The 15,798-nt window shown below is 73.4% G+C and carries 12 protein-coding genes; 5 read left to right on the forward strand and 7 right to left on the reverse strand.

Annotated features, from left to right (window positions below; all coding sequences use genetic code 11):
- Positions 1-5 precede the first annotated feature (5 nt).
- Entirely contained in the window at positions 6-1,361 is a 1,356-nt protein-coding gene (locus J2W20_RS05985; RefSeq protein ID WP_307005508.1) for a DUF58 domain-containing protein, read from the forward strand.
- Positions 1,358-3,706 (forward strand): transglutaminase TgpA family protein, encoded by a 2,349-nt coding sequence (locus J2W20_RS05990; protein WP_307005509.1) that lies wholly within the window; start codon positions 1,358-1,360, stop codon positions 3,704-3,706. The genes J2W20_RS05985 and J2W20_RS05990 overlap by 4 nt, the downstream gene beginning before the upstream one ends.
- A 202-nt stretch (positions 3,707-3,908) precedes the next feature.
- Here J2W20_RS05990 and J2W20_RS05995 read toward each other — a convergent pair whose 3' ends face one another.
- A complete protein-coding gene (locus J2W20_RS05995) occupies positions 3,909-5,402 on the reverse strand; it encodes an NAD-dependent succinate-semialdehyde dehydrogenase (protein ID WP_307005510.1) in 1,494 nt (497 codons plus the stop codon).
- Between the two features lie 154 nt (positions 5,403-5,556).
- On the reverse strand, positions 5,557-6,423 hold the full coding sequence (gene rsmI / locus J2W20_RS06000) for a 16S rRNA (cytidine(1402)-2'-O)-methyltransferase (RefSeq protein ID WP_307005845.1): 867 nt from the start codon (positions 6,421-6,423) through the stop codon (positions 5,557-5,559).
- A 156-nt stretch (positions 6,424-6,579) separates the two neighbouring features.
- Between rsmI and J2W20_RS06005 the strand changes: the two genes are divergently transcribed.
- Complete coding sequence (locus J2W20_RS06005; RefSeq protein ID WP_307005512.1) at positions 6,580-8,238, forward strand: dolichyl-phosphate-mannose--protein mannosyltransferase; 1,659 nt, start codon at positions 6,580-6,582, stop codon at positions 8,236-8,238.
- A 115-nt stretch (positions 8,239-8,353) separates the two neighbouring features.
- Entirely contained in the window at positions 8,354-10,240 is a 1,887-nt protein-coding gene (locus tag J2W20_RS06010) for an AMP-dependent synthetase/ligase (protein WP_307005514.1), read from the forward strand.
- Here J2W20_RS06010 and J2W20_RS06015 read toward each other — a convergent pair.
- The 5 genes from J2W20_RS06015 to J2W20_RS06035 form a co-directional block, all read right to left on the reverse strand.
- Positions 10,228-11,418, reverse strand: coding sequence for a TIGR01906 family membrane protein (locus J2W20_RS06015; RefSeq protein WP_307005516.1), 1,191 nt, complete (start codon positions 11,416-11,418; stop codon positions 10,228-10,230). The two genes, J2W20_RS06010 and J2W20_RS06015, sit on opposite strands and share 13 nt — an antisense overlap.
- A gap of 129 nt (positions 11,419-11,547) precedes the next feature.
- A complete protein-coding gene (locus J2W20_RS06020; RefSeq protein ID WP_307005518.1) occupies positions 11,548-12,777 on the reverse strand; it encodes a L,D-transpeptidase in 1,230 nt (409 codons plus the stop codon).
- Positions 12,778-12,923: 146 nt separating this feature from the next.
- The gene (ahcY, locus tag J2W20_RS06025; RefSeq protein ID WP_307005519.1) at positions 12,924-14,426 is read right to left on the reverse strand and encodes an adenosylhomocysteinase; all 1,503 of its coding nucleotides are present in this window, start codon (positions 14,424-14,426) and stop codon (positions 12,924-12,926) included.
- Complete coding sequence (locus tag J2W20_RS06030; RefSeq protein WP_307005521.1) at positions 14,423-14,617, reverse strand: Trm112 family protein; 195 nt, start codon at positions 14,615-14,617, stop codon at positions 14,423-14,425. The genes ahcY and J2W20_RS06030 overlap by 4 nt, the downstream gene beginning before the upstream one ends.
- Before the next feature lie 71 nt (positions 14,618-14,688).
- Positions 14,689-15,132, reverse strand: coding sequence for a DUF3499 domain-containing protein (locus J2W20_RS06035; protein WP_307005523.1), 444 nt, complete (start codon positions 15,130-15,132; stop codon positions 14,689-14,691).
- A gap of 121 nt (positions 15,133-15,253) precedes the next feature.
- On the opposite strand from J2W20_RS06035, the gene J2W20_RS06040 reads away from it, so the two are divergent.
- Complete coding sequence (locus J2W20_RS06040) at positions 15,254-15,778, forward strand: metallopeptidase family protein (protein ID WP_307005525.1); 525 nt, start codon at positions 15,254-15,256, stop codon at positions 15,776-15,778.
- Positions 15,779-15,798 lie beyond the last annotated feature (20 nt).

A 15,798-nucleotide genomic window follows, 5' to 3' on the forward strand; every position in this document is an offset into this window, starting at 1 on the left:
TCCGCGTGGAGCGCCCGCCCCGGACCGACTGGCGGGGCAGCCTCACGCCGCGGGGGTGGGGCTTCGTGGTCGCCGCCGCGGTGGCGCTCATGGCCGCCCAGGTCATGGGCCGCCGGGACCTCCTGCACCTGGCCGTGTTCCTCGCGCTCGTCCCGGCGGGCGCCCTCGTGGCCAGCCTGCTCGTCCGCCCGTCGATGACCGTGCTGCGCCGGCCCCACCCGGAGGTCGTCGAGGCCGGGCAGAGCACGGAGGTCGCCCTGAGCCTGCGCCACAGCGGCCTGCTCTCGGGGCGGATGTCCATGACCGAGCAGCTGCCCGCGTCGCTCGGCACCGGGCCCACCTTCGTCTATCCCGGCAGGTCGACCGGCCGGGACGGGGCGAGCAACTACCGGTACGAGCTCGGCTGCCCGCGGCGTGGCCTGTACTGGATCGGCCCAGTCGAGGCCCGGCACTCGGACCCCTTCGGCCTGGCAGAGCGGCGCAGCCGCATCGGCACGGGCACCAGGCTGACCGTGACCCCGGCCGCGGCCGCGCTCCCCGCAGCCGCGCTGTCCGGGGTGCGGGGGGCCGAGGGCATCATCGCGGCCCGCATCCAGTCTGTGCCGAGCGAGGACGACGTCATGACCCGCGAGTACCGCCATGGGGACCCGATGCGCCGCGTCCACTGGGCGGCGACCGCGCGGCACGGCGAGCTCATGGTCCGGCAGGAGGAGTCCGCCGTCTCGCCCGAGGCCACGATCGTGGTGGACCTGCGCAGCGCCGCGTTCCCGGACGCGGGGCAGGAGGACGCCGAGGGCAGCGAATCGCCCTCGTTCGAATGGGCGGTCACCGCGGTCATGTCCGTCGCGGCCCACCTGAGCGAGCTGGGCTACTCGCTGCGGCTGCTCGAGCCCGGCGGCGGCCCCGCCCTCGCCCGTTCCCCCTCGGCGCCGGAGCCCGACACCATCGAGTACGCGGGCCGCGACGGCGTCGCGCTGATCGCCGAGGGCCTCGCCGCGATTGCCCCGGAGCCTGCCCCGGGCACCGCGGGTTTCAGCGACCGTCTCCTCGACCGGCTCGAGGGCCACCGGCACCGCGGGCCCATCGTCGCGGTGCTCGGCAGGACCACGGCGGAGCAGGCGCGCGGGCTGGCCTCGGCCTCCGGCTTCGCCGAGCGCGCCCTCGCGGTGGTCGTCGGCCCGCGGGCCGGCTCCTCGCGCGCCGCCGTCGACGTCCTGCGGGACGCCGGCTGGAGGGCCGTCGAGGCCACGCCCCGCTCCTCGGTGCAGCGGGTATGGGCGGCGCTGACCGTTGCGGAGGCGTCTCTGGACCACGGGGAGCGCCGCGCGGGACCGGGTGGCGGGACGAGGAGCTCGGCGTGAGGGCCCCCTCGCTCCGGCGCCCCGAGTGGCGCCACGTGCCTGCCGAGCTGTTCCTGGCCCTCGCGGTCGGCGGGGGGTCCCTCGCGTACAGCGGGGTCCTGCGGGGCTGGACCTGGCTGTACCCGGTCCTGGTGGTGCTCCTGGCCGCGCTGGCCGGCACCGCGCTGGCCCGGGCGTTCCGCTGGCACCCGGTCCTGGTCGCCCTCACGGGGGCCGCCGGCTGGACGGCCGCGATGGACTCGATGTTCTTCCGCGGCCCGAGCCTGCTCGGCCTCATCCCGACGGCGGGCACGCTCGGAGCCGCGAGGGAGGCACTGGACCAGGCGTGGCACACGGTCGCCTACGACGCGGTGCCCGCGGCGCCGAACGTCGGCATCGTGGCGCTGACGGCGGGCGCTATCGGCCTCATCGCGCTGGTCACCGAGACCATCGCCCTCTCGTGCCGCATGCCGGCCGTGTCGGGCGTCGCCGTCCTCGCGGTCCTCGTCGTCCCCGCGGTGCTCAAGCCGGAGAGCGTGGGCGCGACCGGCTTCGCGACGGCGGCGGCCGGCTACCTCGGGCTCCTCGCCACCGCCGGCTCGGCCTACGCCTCCGGCAGCGCGGCCGAACGCCTCGCGGCGGCGCTGTCCCCCGGACGCTTCGCCGTGCTCGTGGCGACCGTGGTCGCCGGCGCCCTCGCCATCCCCCAGGTCATCCCCGGGTTCGACGCCGGGACCTTCCCCGAGGGCGCCCGGCTGCAGAGCCTGGGCCAGAACGTGGGCCTCAACCCGCTCATCAGCCTGGGCAGCGACCTGAGGAGCTCGAACGCCGTCGGCGTCCTCACCTACGCGACCGACTCGACGTCGCCCGTCTACCTGCGCACTGTGACGGTCGAGGACTTCAACGGGGCGTCGTGGGGGCCGGAGAACCACGACGACCAGCTCCAGCGCCCGATCAGCCAGATTGCCGGCCCCGCGGAGGCCACCGGTCCCACCACCGCGACCACCACGGTCGTGACCACCGGGGGCTTCACGAGCCCCTACCTCCCGGCGCCCTATGCTCCCCAGTCCCTCGAGGGCGTCCGGGGCGACTTCGGCTGGGACCCGAGCGACCTGAGCATCAAGGGCGCTCCCGCCTCGAGCCAGAACCAGCTGTACGTGGTGCACTCCGCAATGCCGCAGCTCACGCCTCAGGCGCTCTCCGCCGCGGTGACCGCGCCGCGGGGGATCGACCTCGTCGCCGCGCAGGTCCCCCGCGGCGTCCCGGCCAACGTGCGCAGCGCGGCCGAACAGGTCACCCAGGGCGCCGCCACCCCCTATGCCCGCGCGCTGAAGATCCAGGCCTGGCTGCGGACCTTCCAGTACTCGGAGAAGACGCCGGTCGAGGACGGCTACGACGGCACGGGCATGGACGTCCTGAGTACCTTCCTGACGAAGAAGGCCGGCTACTGCATCCACTTCGCCGCCGCGATGGCGGTCATGGCCCGGGTGGTCGGCATCCCCAGCCGGATCGCCGTGGGCTTCGCCCCCGGGCACCCCACCGGCCAGACCGTCGCAGTCCCGGCCTCGCAGCCGCTGCCCGAGTTCCAGGTCGACGGGAAGGACGCCCACGCATGGCCCGAGCTGTACTTCCAGGGGCTCGGCTGGGTGCCGTTCGAGCCGACGCCGACGCGCGGGGTGCTGCCCTCCTACGCCTTCACCGACAGCTCGGGCCCGGGTGCGAGCAGCAACCTCGACAACCTCAACGACGGCCTGCGGGCGACCCCCAACAACGGCACGGCGGCCCCCACGCCCAGCCGCCCGGCACAGGCGCCGGCCGCCGCCCAGGAAGCCGCCCCGTGGATGCCCGCCGTCCTCGTGGCCCTCGGGCTCCTCGCCCTCGCGATCGTCGTGGCCTTCCCCGCCGCCCTGCGGGCCGCCCAGCGGCGCCGGCGCCTCCGCCGCGGGCTCCGCGGCATCTGGGAGGAGCTCGAGGCGGTCGGGGTGGACCATGGGCTTCCCCCGGGCCCGGCGGACACGCCGCGCGCGTACGCGAGTCGGCTCGGCGCGTGGGATGCGGACGACGGCGGGCTCCACCGCGCGCTCGACACCCTCACCACCGCCTATGAGCGGCACGAGTTCGGGCGCCCCGGCTACGAGGCCGACGAGGATGCCGCGCGCCGCGCGGTCTCCGTGGTGCACGAGGCCGGCCGCCGCACGCAGCACCCGGTCCGGCGGGCACGCATCGCTGCCCTGCCGCCGTCATCCTTCGCCTGGCTCACGCGCGCCCTGACGCGGCTGGCCCCCGCAGCCGGGGCTGCGGGGGCCAGGATTCGGACCGGGCTGAAGCGGGCGCTGCGCCGCGTGCGACGCCAGCCGAAGGACTGAGCCGCCCCCTACGGTTGAGGGGTCATGTCCCACGGTTGAGGGGTCATGTCCCACGGTTGAGGGGTCATGTCCCACGGCTGAGGGGTCATGTCCCACGGCTGAGGGGTCATGTCCCACGTGCGGTGCCGGCCCAATGACCAGTCAACGCAGGGACATGACTCCTCAGCGCAGGGAGATGACCCCTCTGCGGGCGTGGGGACGATCAGCCCGCGTACGGGTCCGCGATGCCGATGTACTGCGTCGTCGTGTACTCCGCGATGCCCTCGGCGCCGCCCTCGCGGCCCAGGCCGGACTGCTTGACCCCGCCGAACGGCGCGGCCGCGTTGGAGATGACGCCGGCGTTGAAGCCGACCATGCCGTACTCGATCTGCTCGGCCACGCGGAACATGCGCGCGTAGTCCCGGGTGAACAGGTAGGAGGCCAGGCCGTACTCGGTGGAGTTGGCGAGGCGGATCGCGTCCTCCTCGGTCTTGAACGTGGTCACCGGGGCGACCGGACCGAAGATCTCGTTGCGGAGGATCTCGGCGTCGTTGGGGACGTCGGCGAGCACGGTCGGGGCGTAGAAGTAGCCGTCGCCCTCGAGCGGCGCGCCGCCGGTGGCGACGCGGGCGCCGGACTGGACGGCCTCGGTCACGAGGGCGTGCACGTCCTTGCGGGCGCCGCCGTCGATGAGGGGGCCCACGGTGGTGGACGGCTCGGTGCCGCGGCCCGGCGTGAGGTCCGCCATCGCGGCGGCGAACTTGGCGGTGAACTCCTCGGCGACGGACTCCTGCACGAGGAAGCGGTTCGCGGCTGTGCAGGCCTCGCCCATGTTGCGCATCTTCGCCGCCATGGCGCCGGCCACGGCCTTGTCCAGGTCGGCGTCCTCGAAGACGATGAACGGCGCGTTGCCGCCGAGCTCCATGGAGGTGCGCAGCACGTTCTGGGAGGCGTCCGCGAGCAGGCGGCGGCCCACCGGCGTCGAGCCCGTGAACGAGACCTTCCGCAGGCGCGAGTCCTTCATGAGCGGGCCTGAGATGCTCGAGGCGGACGAGGACGAGACCACGTTGAGCACGCCGGCCGGCAGGCCGGCCTCCTGCATGACCGCGGCGAACAGCTGGGTGGTGAGCGGGGTGAACTTCGCCGGCTTGACCACCATCGTGCAGCCCGCGGCCACGGCGGGGGCGATCTTGCGGGTTGCCATCGCCAGCGGGAAGTTCCACGGCGTGATGAGCAGGCAGGGGCCCACCGGCTTGCGCTGGACCAGGATCTTGTTCTTGCCCTCGGGGGTGGTGAGGAAGCGGCCGTAGTCGCGCACGGCCTCCTCGGAGAACCAGCGCAGGAACTCGGCGCCGTAGGTGACCTCGCCGCGGGACTCGGCCAGCGGCTTGCCCATCTCGAGGGTCATCAGGAGGGCGAACTCCTCGGCGCGCTCGGTCACGAGGTCGAAGGCGCGGCGCAGGATCTCGGCGCGCTCGCGCGGCGCCGTGCGGGCCCAGGAGGCCTGGACGGCGTCGGCGGCGTCGAGGGCCGCGACCGCGTCCTCGCTCGTGCCGTCCGCGATCTCCAGCAGGGTCCTGCCCGTCGCAGGGTCCTCGACCGCGAACTTCTTCCCGCCGGTGGCCTCGCGCCACTCGCCGTTGACCAGCAGGCCGGTGGGGACTTTCGCGAGCAGTTCCTGCTCGCGCTCGGGGGTGACAGCGGTGTTCTCGGGCACGTCGACTCCTTCGTGGGCACGCTCGACATCGGGCGTGGGTGGACTTCCTCCACGCTAGGCCTCAGTGCCCGCGGGTGTCCATGCATCCGAGGACGAGCGTGACGGACTTCACCTGTGCAGGTGCACAATCCACTTCCGCAGGATTCCGCGGTTTTTACTTCGCGGTCCCGTTTGCACTCCCCTTTGCGGCCAACGCCGCGGCGTACAGCTCCCGCTTGCTCGCGCCGGCCTCCCCCGCCACCACCGCGACGGCGTCCTTGAGCCGGGCGCCGCCCGCGACGAGCGCCTGCACTGCGCCCACGAGGTCCTCGGGCCGCGCCGGCGCGGCGGCGGGTGCGCCCTCGGCGACCACCGCGATCTCCCCCCGGACCTCCCCGTCCTCGGCCCACGCGGCGAGCCCACCGGCTGTGCCCCGCAGGACCTCCTCGTAGGTCTTGGTCAGCTCGCGGCACACCGCGATGCGGCGCTCGGGGCCGAACGCGTCGGCGAGCGCGCGGAGCATCGGGGCGAGCCGGTGCGGCGCCTCGAAGAACACCATGGTGCGCGGCTCGGTGCGCAGCTCGGCCAGGCGGGACGCGCGCTCCCCCGCCTTGCGCGGCAGGAAGCCCTCGAAGCAGAAGCGGTCCGTGGGCAGTCCCGACAGGGCCAGGGCAGTGAGGACGGCGGAGGGGCCGGGGACGGCCGTCACGGTCAGGCCCTGGGCGACGGCGGCCTCGACGAGCCGGTAGCCCGGATCGGACACCGCGGGCATGCCGGCGTCCGTGACCAGGAGCACCGTGCCGCCGGCGGCCACGGCGTCCAGCAGCTCCGGGGTCTTGGCGGCCTCGTTGTGCTCGTGGTAGCTCACCACCCGGCCGCCCGGCTGCACGCCGAGCCCGCGGACCAGCCGCTGGAGGCGCCGCGTGTCCTCGGCCGCGATGACGTCGGCCTCGGCGAGCAGCTCCACGAGCCGCCGGCTCGCGTCGCCCAGGTTCCCGATCGGGGTGGCGGCGAGGACCACGGCCCCGCCGGCCGGCCGCACGGGGTGGGTGCCGCCGTCGTGCGCAGGGCCCTCCTCGTGGTCCGCATCCGGGAGTCGGCTGGGTTCCTGGGGTCTCTCGGGTGGCTGCACGCGCCCAGCCTACGCCAGCGCAGCGTGCCCGCCCCGGGCCCCTCGGCCCCGGTAGCATGGGCCGAGATGGCCACCCAGACCCCCACCCGCCCGCCCGTGCGCAGCTGGAACACTCGGCGCAGCCGGATCGTCGATCCCGCGCAGGACGCCGCGCTCGGTCCGGCGGCCGCCCTGCGCGAACGGCTCGTGGGACCCCGGCTGGAGGCCGAGCCGGGGACGTGGGACCGCCGGCTCGCCTGGCTCGTGCCGGTGGCCGTCGGGCTCGTCGCCGGGCTCCTGCGCTTCTGGCAGCTCGACCGGCCGCACTCGCTGATCTTCGACGAGACCTACTACGTCAAGGACGCCTACTCGTACCTCGTCTCGGGCGTGGAGCGGAGCTGGTCCGAGAACGCCAACGACCTCTTCGTCAACGGCGACATGTCCGGCCTGCTCGCCTCCCCCGAGTACGTGGTGCACCCGCCCGTGGGCAAGTGGATGATCGCCGCCGGGATGGCGCTCTTCGGCCCGGGCAGCTCGTTCGGCTGGCGCTTCTCGGCGGCGCTCGTGGGCACGCTCTCCGTCATGATGACGGCGTGGGCGGGCCGCCGCCTGTTCCGCTCGCATCTCCTCGCCGCCGCGGCGGGCCTGCTCCTGGCGATCGACGGCCACCATCTGGTCCTCTCCCGCACCGGGATCCTGGACATCTTCCTCTCCTTCTGGCTCCTTGCCGCGTTCTGCTTCCTGCTGCTCGACCGGGACGACGGCAGGCGGCGCCTTGCCGCGCGCCTCGGGGCCCTCGCCGGACCGGACGGAAGGATACGGCCGACGGCGCTCGTGACCGGTCCGTGGCTCGGCCTGAGGTGGTGGCGGATCGCCGCAGGGGTGTGCCTGGGCCTCGCCGTCGGCGTGAAGTGGTCAGGACTGGCGTTCGTGGCGGTGTTCGGGCTCATGACCGTCCTCTGGGACGCTGGGGCTCGCCGCGAGGCCGGGGTGCGGGCGTGGCTCCCCGGCGCCGCCCTGCGGGACGCCCCGCTCGCCGCGGCGAGCATCCTCCTCACCGGGGCGGCGGTGTACCTCGCTTCCTGGACCGGCTGGTTCCTCTCGGACAACGGGTTCTACCGGCACTGGGCCGAGGCCAACCCGGATCCGGCCTGGGCCTGGGTGCCGGCCCCGCTGCGCTCGCTGTGGCACTACCACCAGGAGGCCTACGCGTTCCACACGGGCCTCTCCACGCCGCACCCGTACGCGTCGAGCCCGTGGAGCTGGCTCCTGCAGGGCCGGCCGGTCTCGTTCTACTACACCGAGCCGGCGGGCGTGTGCGGGACCGCCCACTGCTCCTCGGCCGTCCTGTCGGTGGGCAACCCGCTGATCTGGTGGGGCGGCACCGTGGCGCTCGGCGTGCTCGTGCTGCTCTGGGCCGGGCGGCGCGACTGGCGCGCCGGAGCGATCCTCGCGGGCGTCGCCGCCGGGTACCTGCCGTGGTTCATGTACCCCACCCGGACCATGTTCGCGTTCTACGCCGTCTCCTTCGAGCCGTTCCTGGTCCTCGCCCTGGCCATGGCGCTCGGCCTCGTGCTCGGGCGGCCCACGGACCCGCCTGGGCGGCGGCAGGCCGGGCTGCTCGCCGTCGGGGTCTTCGTCCTCGCGGCCCTCGCCGTCTCGGCCTACCTCATGCCCCTCTGGAACGCCGAGCCCATTCCCTACATCGAGTGGCGGCTGCGGCTGTGGATGCCGAGCTGGACGTAGCCGGCCCGCGTCGCCCCGGCGCGGGACCGCCCCGGGATGGCAGGATGGGGCCTAGGCGCTGAGCGCTGCACGGGGGGCCACTGGAGACGAGCGGGAGCACGGAGAGGACGGGCACGTGGCAGGCGGAGCGGAAGCCGGAGCAGGAGCGCAGGAACAGCGGGCGGAGGCGTCGGCGCCCCTGCTGGCGAGCCTGCCGCTCGAGGCGAACGTCACCTCGCTGCTCGAGGACCGGGTGGCGGCCACCCCCGACGCCGAACTGTTCTCGCGGCGCACGGAGGCCGGCTGGGAGCCCGTCAGCGCCGCGGAATTCCACGCCGATGTGGTGGCCCTCGCCCGGGGCCTCATCGCCAGCGGCCTGGACGTGGGCGACCGCGTGGCCATCGTCTCCGCGTCGAGCTACGGGTGGGCGCTCGTCGACTTCGCCGTCTGGTACGCGGGCGGTGTGCCCGTGCCGGTCTACGAGACGTCCTCGCCCTCCCAGATCGCCTACATCCTCGCCGACTCGGGAGCACGCCGCGTGTTCGTCGAGAACAGCCACCTCGCCCTGACCGTCCAGGAGGCCATCAGCGCCTCCCCCGAGCTCAGCAGCGTGTGGCTGCCGATCACCCTCATGACCGAGGACGGCGGCGGCTCGAACCTCAGGAGCCTTGCCGGCCCGGGGCTCGGGGTCCCGGCTCAGGAGCTCGAGCGCCACCGCACGGCCGCCGACCTCGACGCCCTCGCGACCCTCGTGTACACCTCCGGCACGACCGGGCGCCCCAAGGGCTGCGAGATCACCCACCGCAACCTCGCCCTCCTCGCGGTCAACCTCCAGGCCTACCTTCCCGAAGTGGTCGGCCCCGGGGCGCGGACCCTCATGTTCCTGCCGCTGGCCCATGTCCTCGCCCGGGCCGTCCAGATCACCTGCGTCGCCGCCGGCGTCGTGGTCGGCCATTCGCGCCAGTCGACCCTGCTCGACGACCTCGCGACCTTCCGGCCCACGTTCCTGCTCGCGGTGCCGCGCGTCTTCGAGAAGGTCTACGCCGCCGCGGAGGAGCGCGCTGCCGAGGGGGTGCGGGGCTCCGTCTTCGAGCGTGCCGCGGCGACGGCGCGCGAGTTCTCCCGCGCGCTCGACGACGAGGCCGCCGGGCGCGGGGAGGGCCCGGGGCGGCGCCTTCGGCTGCGGCACGCCGTGTTCGACCGCCTCGTCTACGGTCGGCTGCGCGCGGCGTTCGGCGGACGGGTCTCGACGATCGTCTCCGGCGGCAGCGCCCTCAGCCCTGCCCTCGCGCACTTCTTCCGGGGCGCGGGCCTGACCGTCCTCGAGGGCTATGGCCTCACCGAGACCACGGCCCCCTGCACGGTCAACACGCCGCAGGCGACGCGCATCGGCACCGTGGGACGTCCCGTCCCCGGCACGACCGTGCGCGTCGACCCGAGCGGCGAGGTGCTCGTGAAGGGGATCGGCGTGATCCGCGCCTACCGCGGCGCCGGTGCGGCGGCCGCCGGCGGCGAGGGACCGGCGTCGGCCTTCCGGGAGGACGGGTTCTTCGCCACCGGGGACCTCGGCTCGCTCGATTCCGACGGCTTCCTCACCATCACGGGCCGGCTCAAGGACGTGCTCGTGACGGCAGGCGGCAAGAACGTGGCCCCCGGGCCCCTCGAGGAGGCGCTGCGCGAGTCCGAGCTCGTCGCCCACGCCGTGGTCGTGGGCGAGGGCCGGCCGTTCGTGGGTGCCCTCCTGGCGCTCGACGGCGACCAGCTGGGTGCGTGGGCGCGTCGCCGCGGGCGGACGCTGGGCATCGCCGAGGCGGCGGCCGACCCTGAGGTGCTGGCGGAGCTCCAGCAGGCGGTCGACGCCGCGAACGCGTCCGTGTCCCGCGCGGAGTCGATCCGCCGGTTCATGGTCCTCCCGAGGGAGCTCACCCTCGAGGACGGCGATCTGACCCCGTCGCTCAAGCTGCGCCGGCAGCGCCTCGTCGAGTCGTTCCCGCAGGAGCTCGAGGACCTCTACTCCGCCTGAGCCTCGGCATCGGCGCGGGCAGCCTCTGCGGCGTCCGGCTCCCCCACGGACTCGCGGGCTGCGCGGCGCTTGGGGGTCGGCCAGCAGAAGATCACCATGAGGCTGGCCGCCAGCAGCACCAGCACGCCGACCACGAGCGCGGAGTCCACCCAGAACTGGCCCGGGAAGAGCCGGATGAGCGAGTCCTCGAGCCTGAAGGTCCAGGTGCCGTTGGCGAAGAAGATCCGGTGGAAGTCGGTGAAGAACTGCTCCCAGCCCAGCGCCGCGAGGACGGCGAGGGCGACGATGATCGCGATCGTCACGAATGATCCCGCGAAGAGCCCGCGCCCGAACGCCCCCCTGGTCTTCCGCAGCCCGATGGCAGCGAAGATGAAGAAGAGCAGCAGGACGATGCCGGCCCCGTACGAGGAGAGGACCACCGTCTTGACGTCCGCCATGTGGCTGACCTCCCCCGCGGTGAAGAGGTGGTCGCCGGAGGGCAGGACGAGGTCGCCGAGGTAGCGGGGCCCGGCGAGGTTCGCCAGGTAGTCGACCGCGTACGAGCCGTAGGTGAGGCGGTCATCGGTGGTGAAGCCGTAGCCGTCGCCCGGGAACCCGGGCCGGTAGTACTCGATCCACAGGAACAGGGGCGTGGCGACCACGCGCACCGCGGCGATGAGCAGGAGGAAGGGCAGGAAGATCGCCATGAGCACCTGGACGATGCGCCGGCCCACGGGGCGGGACCGGGCGGCGGCGTCGCGCTCCTTGCGCCGCCGCTGGACCTCGTCCTCGGGGGGCCGCACGTTGATAGCGCTGGTCGGGGACGGCTCGCGGTGCACGGCAGCCGCACCTTCGGCGGCGCCCTCGGCGCGGGCCTCGCGGTCGCCGGTGCGCTCCTGGGCGCTCGCGTCCCGGTCGCGGGACCGCCTCGCCTCGGCGCGGCTCTGGGCCGGGACCGCGACGGTGTCCGCCGGGGTGGTCTCCGACGCGGCGCGGGCTGCGTCGTGTTCCGGCGCTCCCGCGGCGGCGGCATCCGGCGTGGCAGCGTCCCCGGTGGCCGCGTGCTGCCCGGCCGTGGGATCGGAGGTGCGGCGGCCGCTGCTGGCGGGCTTCATCCAGCCGAAGGCGGGCTCGTCGCTGTCCCCGGACTCGTCGAAGTCAGCCCCCGGCTCGGATCCGGAACTCTTGTCGGTCAACATGTCACCGTCCAGTAGAGGCCCGCGGGCCTGGAGTCTGCATGGTTCTCACCCCACCGTACCGGTGCGCGCGCCCGCTCCCCCGTAGCGGCACCCACGTGTGGCCGAAGCGTTATCGCCGCCGCAGGGGCCTCAGCCGTTCGCGTACTGCGCCCACGGGATGTTCCAGTCCCCGAAGCCGTCGTCGAAGTTGGCGTAGTCGCCCTGGGTGTTGATGATCTGGACGACGTCGCCGGTGGTCATGTTGTTGAAGACCCACGAGGCGCCGTCGGGGCCCAGGCCGATGCACCCGTGGGAGACGTTGGTCTGGCCGAGGTACGGCAGGGCGGTGTCGGTGGCCTGGTGGATGAACTCGCCGCTCGGGGTCAGGCGGGTTGCGTACTCGACGTCGAGCTCGCCGTAGTTGGCGGGGTCACCGGGCTTGAGCCCGATCGAGGCGGCCACGAAGTGGGCCTTGCGCTGCTTCTCCATGAGCACGAGGTAGCCGCGGGCCGAGGGGAACCGCGTGTCCCCGAGGGTGGCCGGCCACGTGTGCACGGGCTTGTCGTTGACGTAGGCAGTGAAGGTGTGGGCCGTCGCATCGGCAACCGCGGTCCGCTTGTCGCCGATGTGCACGGTGTTCGTCTTGGAGAAGTTGCCGATCTGGCCGTTGCCGAGGTCCACGCCGAAGAGGTCCATCTTGACCGTGATGGTGCTGTGGGCGGCCCAGAAGGTCTCCGGCCGGTAGCGGACCATCGTGTCGCTGTACCAGTGGAAAGCACCGGGCTGGCCGGAGGTCGAGGTGATCGTGATGGCCTTCTCGACGGCCTTCTTGTTCTTCACGGGCTCGCTGAAGGTCAGCTGGATCGGCTGGGCCACTCCGACGTCCATCCCATCGAGGGGGTACATCGCGGCGTCGGCCTCGTTCTTGGTGGCCACGGTGGCGAACGTCGTGGTCGCCGACTCGGTCCGCCCGGCGGCGTCGATGGTCGTGTAGCTGAGCGTGTAGGTGGTGTCGAAGGCGAGCTGGCCCCTCGAGGTCCAGCCCGCGCGCGAGGAGCTCAGGGCCCCGTCGACGTCCTGGCCGGAGTCGGAGCGGAGGCTGACGTTGTCCAGGGAGCCGTTCGTGACCGTGACCGTCACGGGCGCCGCCGGATTGACTTCCTTGGCGCCCTGCGCGGGCACCGTCGCGGCGGTCGCCTGCTTCACCACAGGGAAGGCGGAGCCCGGCTGGCTCCGCACCGGCGAGGCCTGCTCGGACGTGATCGGGGCGGCCTGGAGCGGGCCCACGGCCGCGAACACGCCGCCGATCCCCGCCACCACGAGGATGGCCGCCAGAATCGCGATCTTCGGGCCCCTGGCAAGCCGCTTCCGCTCATACATGGTTGGGGTCCCCCACTTTCAGCCGTACATCCCCTCGGCCAAGCCTACCGGCAGCAGACGGCCGCCCCGGTCACACCCCGGCTACGGTCGGGACACGATCGGGGCGGCCGGCGGGGCCCCGCGCAGGGCTGGGGCCCGCGGGTGCGTCAGTAGCGGTAGTGGTCCGCCTTGTAGGGCCCGGCGACGTCGAGGCCGAGGTATTCGGCCTGCTCCTTGGTCAGCTCGGTCAGTTCCACGCCCAGGGCCGCGAGATGGAGCCGCGCAACCTTCTCGTCGAGGACCTTGGGCAGGACGTAGACCTGGTTCTCGTACTCACGCTGGCCGTCCCGGTCCTCGCCCTGGGGCCGCTTCGTCCAGAGTTCGATCTGGGCGATCGTCTGGTTGGCGAAGGAGTTGCTCATCACGAAGGACGGGTGCCCGGTCGCGTTGCCGAGGTTGAGCAGCCGCCCCTCGGAGAGCACGATCACCGAGTGCTCGGCGGTGGCGCCGTTCAGGCCGCTCGAGGCCGGGAACACCCACTCGTGCACCTGCGGCTTGATCTCGATCTTCCGGATTCCCGGGATCCTGGCGAGGCCCGCCATGTCGATCTCGTTGTCGAAGTGGCCCACGTTGCCCACGATGGCCTTGTCCTTCATGGCCTCCATGTGCTCGGCGAGGATGATGTCCTTGCCGCCCGTGGTGGTGATGAAGATGTCGCCCTGGTCGACGACCGACTCGAGCCTGGCCACCTGGTAGCCGTCCATCGCCGCCTGCAGCGCGCAGATCGGGTCGATCTCGGTCACGATCACGCGGGCACCCTGGCCGCGGAGGGCCTCCGCTGCGCCCTTGCCGACGTCGCCGTAGCCGCAGACGACTGCGACCTTCCCGCCGATGAGCACGTCGGTGGCGCGGTTGAGGCCGTCCGGGAGGGAGTGCCGGATGCCGTAGCGGTTGTCGAACTTGCTCTTCGTGACCGCGTCGTTGACGTTGATCGCGGGGAACAGCAGGGCACCCTGCTCGGCGAGCTGGTAGAGGCGGTGGACGCCGGTGGTGGTCTCCTCGCTCACGCCCTTGATGCCGCCCGCGATCCGGGTCCACTTCTGGGGGTCGCGGGCCTGGCCGGCGCGCAGCACGTCGAGGATGATGCGGTACTCCTCGGGGTCCTCCTCGGTGGCCTCGGGCACTGCACCGGCCGCCTCGAACTCGACGCCCTTGTGGACGAGGAGGGTCGCGTCACCGCCGTCGTCGAGGATCAGGTTGGGGCCGAGGTCCGGGTTCGTGTCGGCGCCCGGCCACGTGAGGATCTGCTCGGCGGTCCACCAGTACTCCTCGAGCGACTCGCCCTTCCAGGCGAACACCGAGACCCCCTGCGGGTCCTCCGGCGTGCCGGGGCCGACGACGACGGCGGCCGCGGCCTCGTCCTGCGTCGAGAAGATGTTGCAGGAGGCCCAGCGGACCTCGGCCCCGAGCGCCACGAGGGTCTCGATGAGCACGGCGGTCTGGACCGTCATGTGCAGCGACCCCGCGATGCGCGCCCCCTTGAGCGGCTGCGACTCGCCGTACTCCTCCCGCAGCGCCATGAGGCCGGGCATCTCGTGCTCGGCGAGGCGGATCTGGTGCCGCCCTGCCTCGTGGAGGGACAGGTCCTTCACCTTGAAGTCGGGGGTCATACGTTCTCCTGGTTCGCGGAGGTGGTGGTGGGCGCGAGGAGGACGGGGATGCCGTCCTCGATCGCGTAGCGCGGCGTCGTCCCGTCCGGGCCCGGCGCGGTTGCCACGAGGCTGTCGCCCTCCTGGACGAGTGGGGATCCCGTCACGGGGCACCGGAGGATGTCCAGCAGCGAGGGGCTGAGATTCGGCATGCCCTCTAGACTACCGAGTCCGGCCGTGCCGAGGGCCGCGCCCGCGTCCAGGCCCAGTCAGTGGGGCCGCGTCAGTACGGCTCGCGCAGGAGCCGCAGGTGGCGTCGGGGGATATCCGCGCCCGGTGGGACGTCGAGGGGCGGGCGGGCGGCCCGGTCGCCGGGCGCGCGGTCCGGGGCCCGCTCGGGATCGGCGCGGTGCGCCCCCGCCGGGCCCGAGGAGGCGGGCCCGTCCCCGTCCTCGTCCCGGGCCGTCCCTTCGCGGACGGCGTCGGCGAGCGCGAGGATGTCGTCGGGGTTGCGGGCCGGCGCGGCCGGCAGCGCCAGCCGGAGCACGTCCCAGCCCCGGGGGACGGTGAGCCGGTCGGCGTGGGTCGCGCAGAGGTCGTAGCTGTGCGGCTCGGCGAAGGTCGCGAGCGGGCCGAGCACCGCCGTGGAATCGGCGTAGACGTACGTGAGCGTTGCCACCGCCGCCTGGCGGCAGGCAGATCGAGAACAATGGCGTAGTGGACCCACGGCACAGAACCCTACTCCCGGGACCGCCGCAACCCGGGCATTGACCTCGACTGCCGGGGCCCGCGCCGCGCGGCCCCGCCGCGACTCGCCACGGCCCGAACGGGGCGACTACAGTCGATGTATGCAGGATCGTCCCTTCTCCGGGGGCCCGTCGGACCCGGGCGGACCCACCCTCAGCATCCGGCCGGTGCCGCCGGAGGGAGAGCCCGCGGCGGGAGGACGGCGCGGGTTCCGCCAGCGACGGAGGAACCGCCACGGGCGCGGACTGCGCGGGGAGATCCTGCCGTCGGTGCTCCCGGCGAGCCGGACCCGGGCGGAGCGCTTCGAGGACTGGGTCTTCGATGCCGCCGACCGCCTCCAGGAGCTCAACTCCCCGAAACTGGACGGGGTGGAGTACGCCGTCGAGGAGATCCCGCCCGGGCTCGAGCAGATGCTCCGGGACGGGGGGCGCCCCCCGCAGGGCCAGTACGCCCCCGGGGCGCCCGGCCGGGCTCCCCGCATCACGATCTACCGGCGCGTGGTCGAGACCGGAGCCTCCTCCTCGACGGAGCTGCAGGACCTCGTCCACGACATCGTGGTGGAGTACACCGCCCTCATGCTCGGCGTGGCGCCCGAGAGCCTGGACCCGTACTACCGCGGCTACTAGCTCCCCCGGCGCAGGAGGCC

It is taken from the genome of Sinomonas atrocyanea (genome assembly GCF_030812675.1).
In the GTDB taxonomy this organism is placed as follows: Bacteria; Actinomycetota; Actinomycetes; order Actinomycetales; family Micrococcaceae; genus Sinomonas; species Sinomonas atrocyanea_B.

Coding starts and splice junctions, on each gene's coding strand:
- J2W20_RS06005 (WP_307005512.1), top strand. CDS start 6,580: ATGGCCACCCAGACCCCCACCCGCCCGCCCGTGCGCAGCTGGAACACT.
- J2W20_RS06015 (WP_307005516.1), bottom strand. CDS start 11,418: ATGTTGACCGACAAGAGTTCCGGATCCGAGCCGGGGGCTGACTTCGAC.
- J2W20_RS06020 (WP_307005518.1), bottom strand. CDS start 12,777: ATGTATGAGCGGAAGCGGCTTGCCAGGGGCCCGAAGATCGCGATTCTG.
- ahcY (WP_307005519.1), bottom strand. CDS start 14,426: ATGACCCCCGACTTCAAGGTGAAGGACCTGTCCCTCCACGAGGCAGGG.
- J2W20_RS06030 (WP_307005521.1), bottom strand. CDS start 14,617: ATGCCGAATCTCAGCCCCTCGCTGCTGGACATCCTCCGGTGCCCCGTG.
- J2W20_RS06040 (WP_307005525.1), top strand. CDS start 15,254: ATGCAGGATCGTCCCTTCTCCGGGGGCCCGTCGGACCCGGGCGGACCC.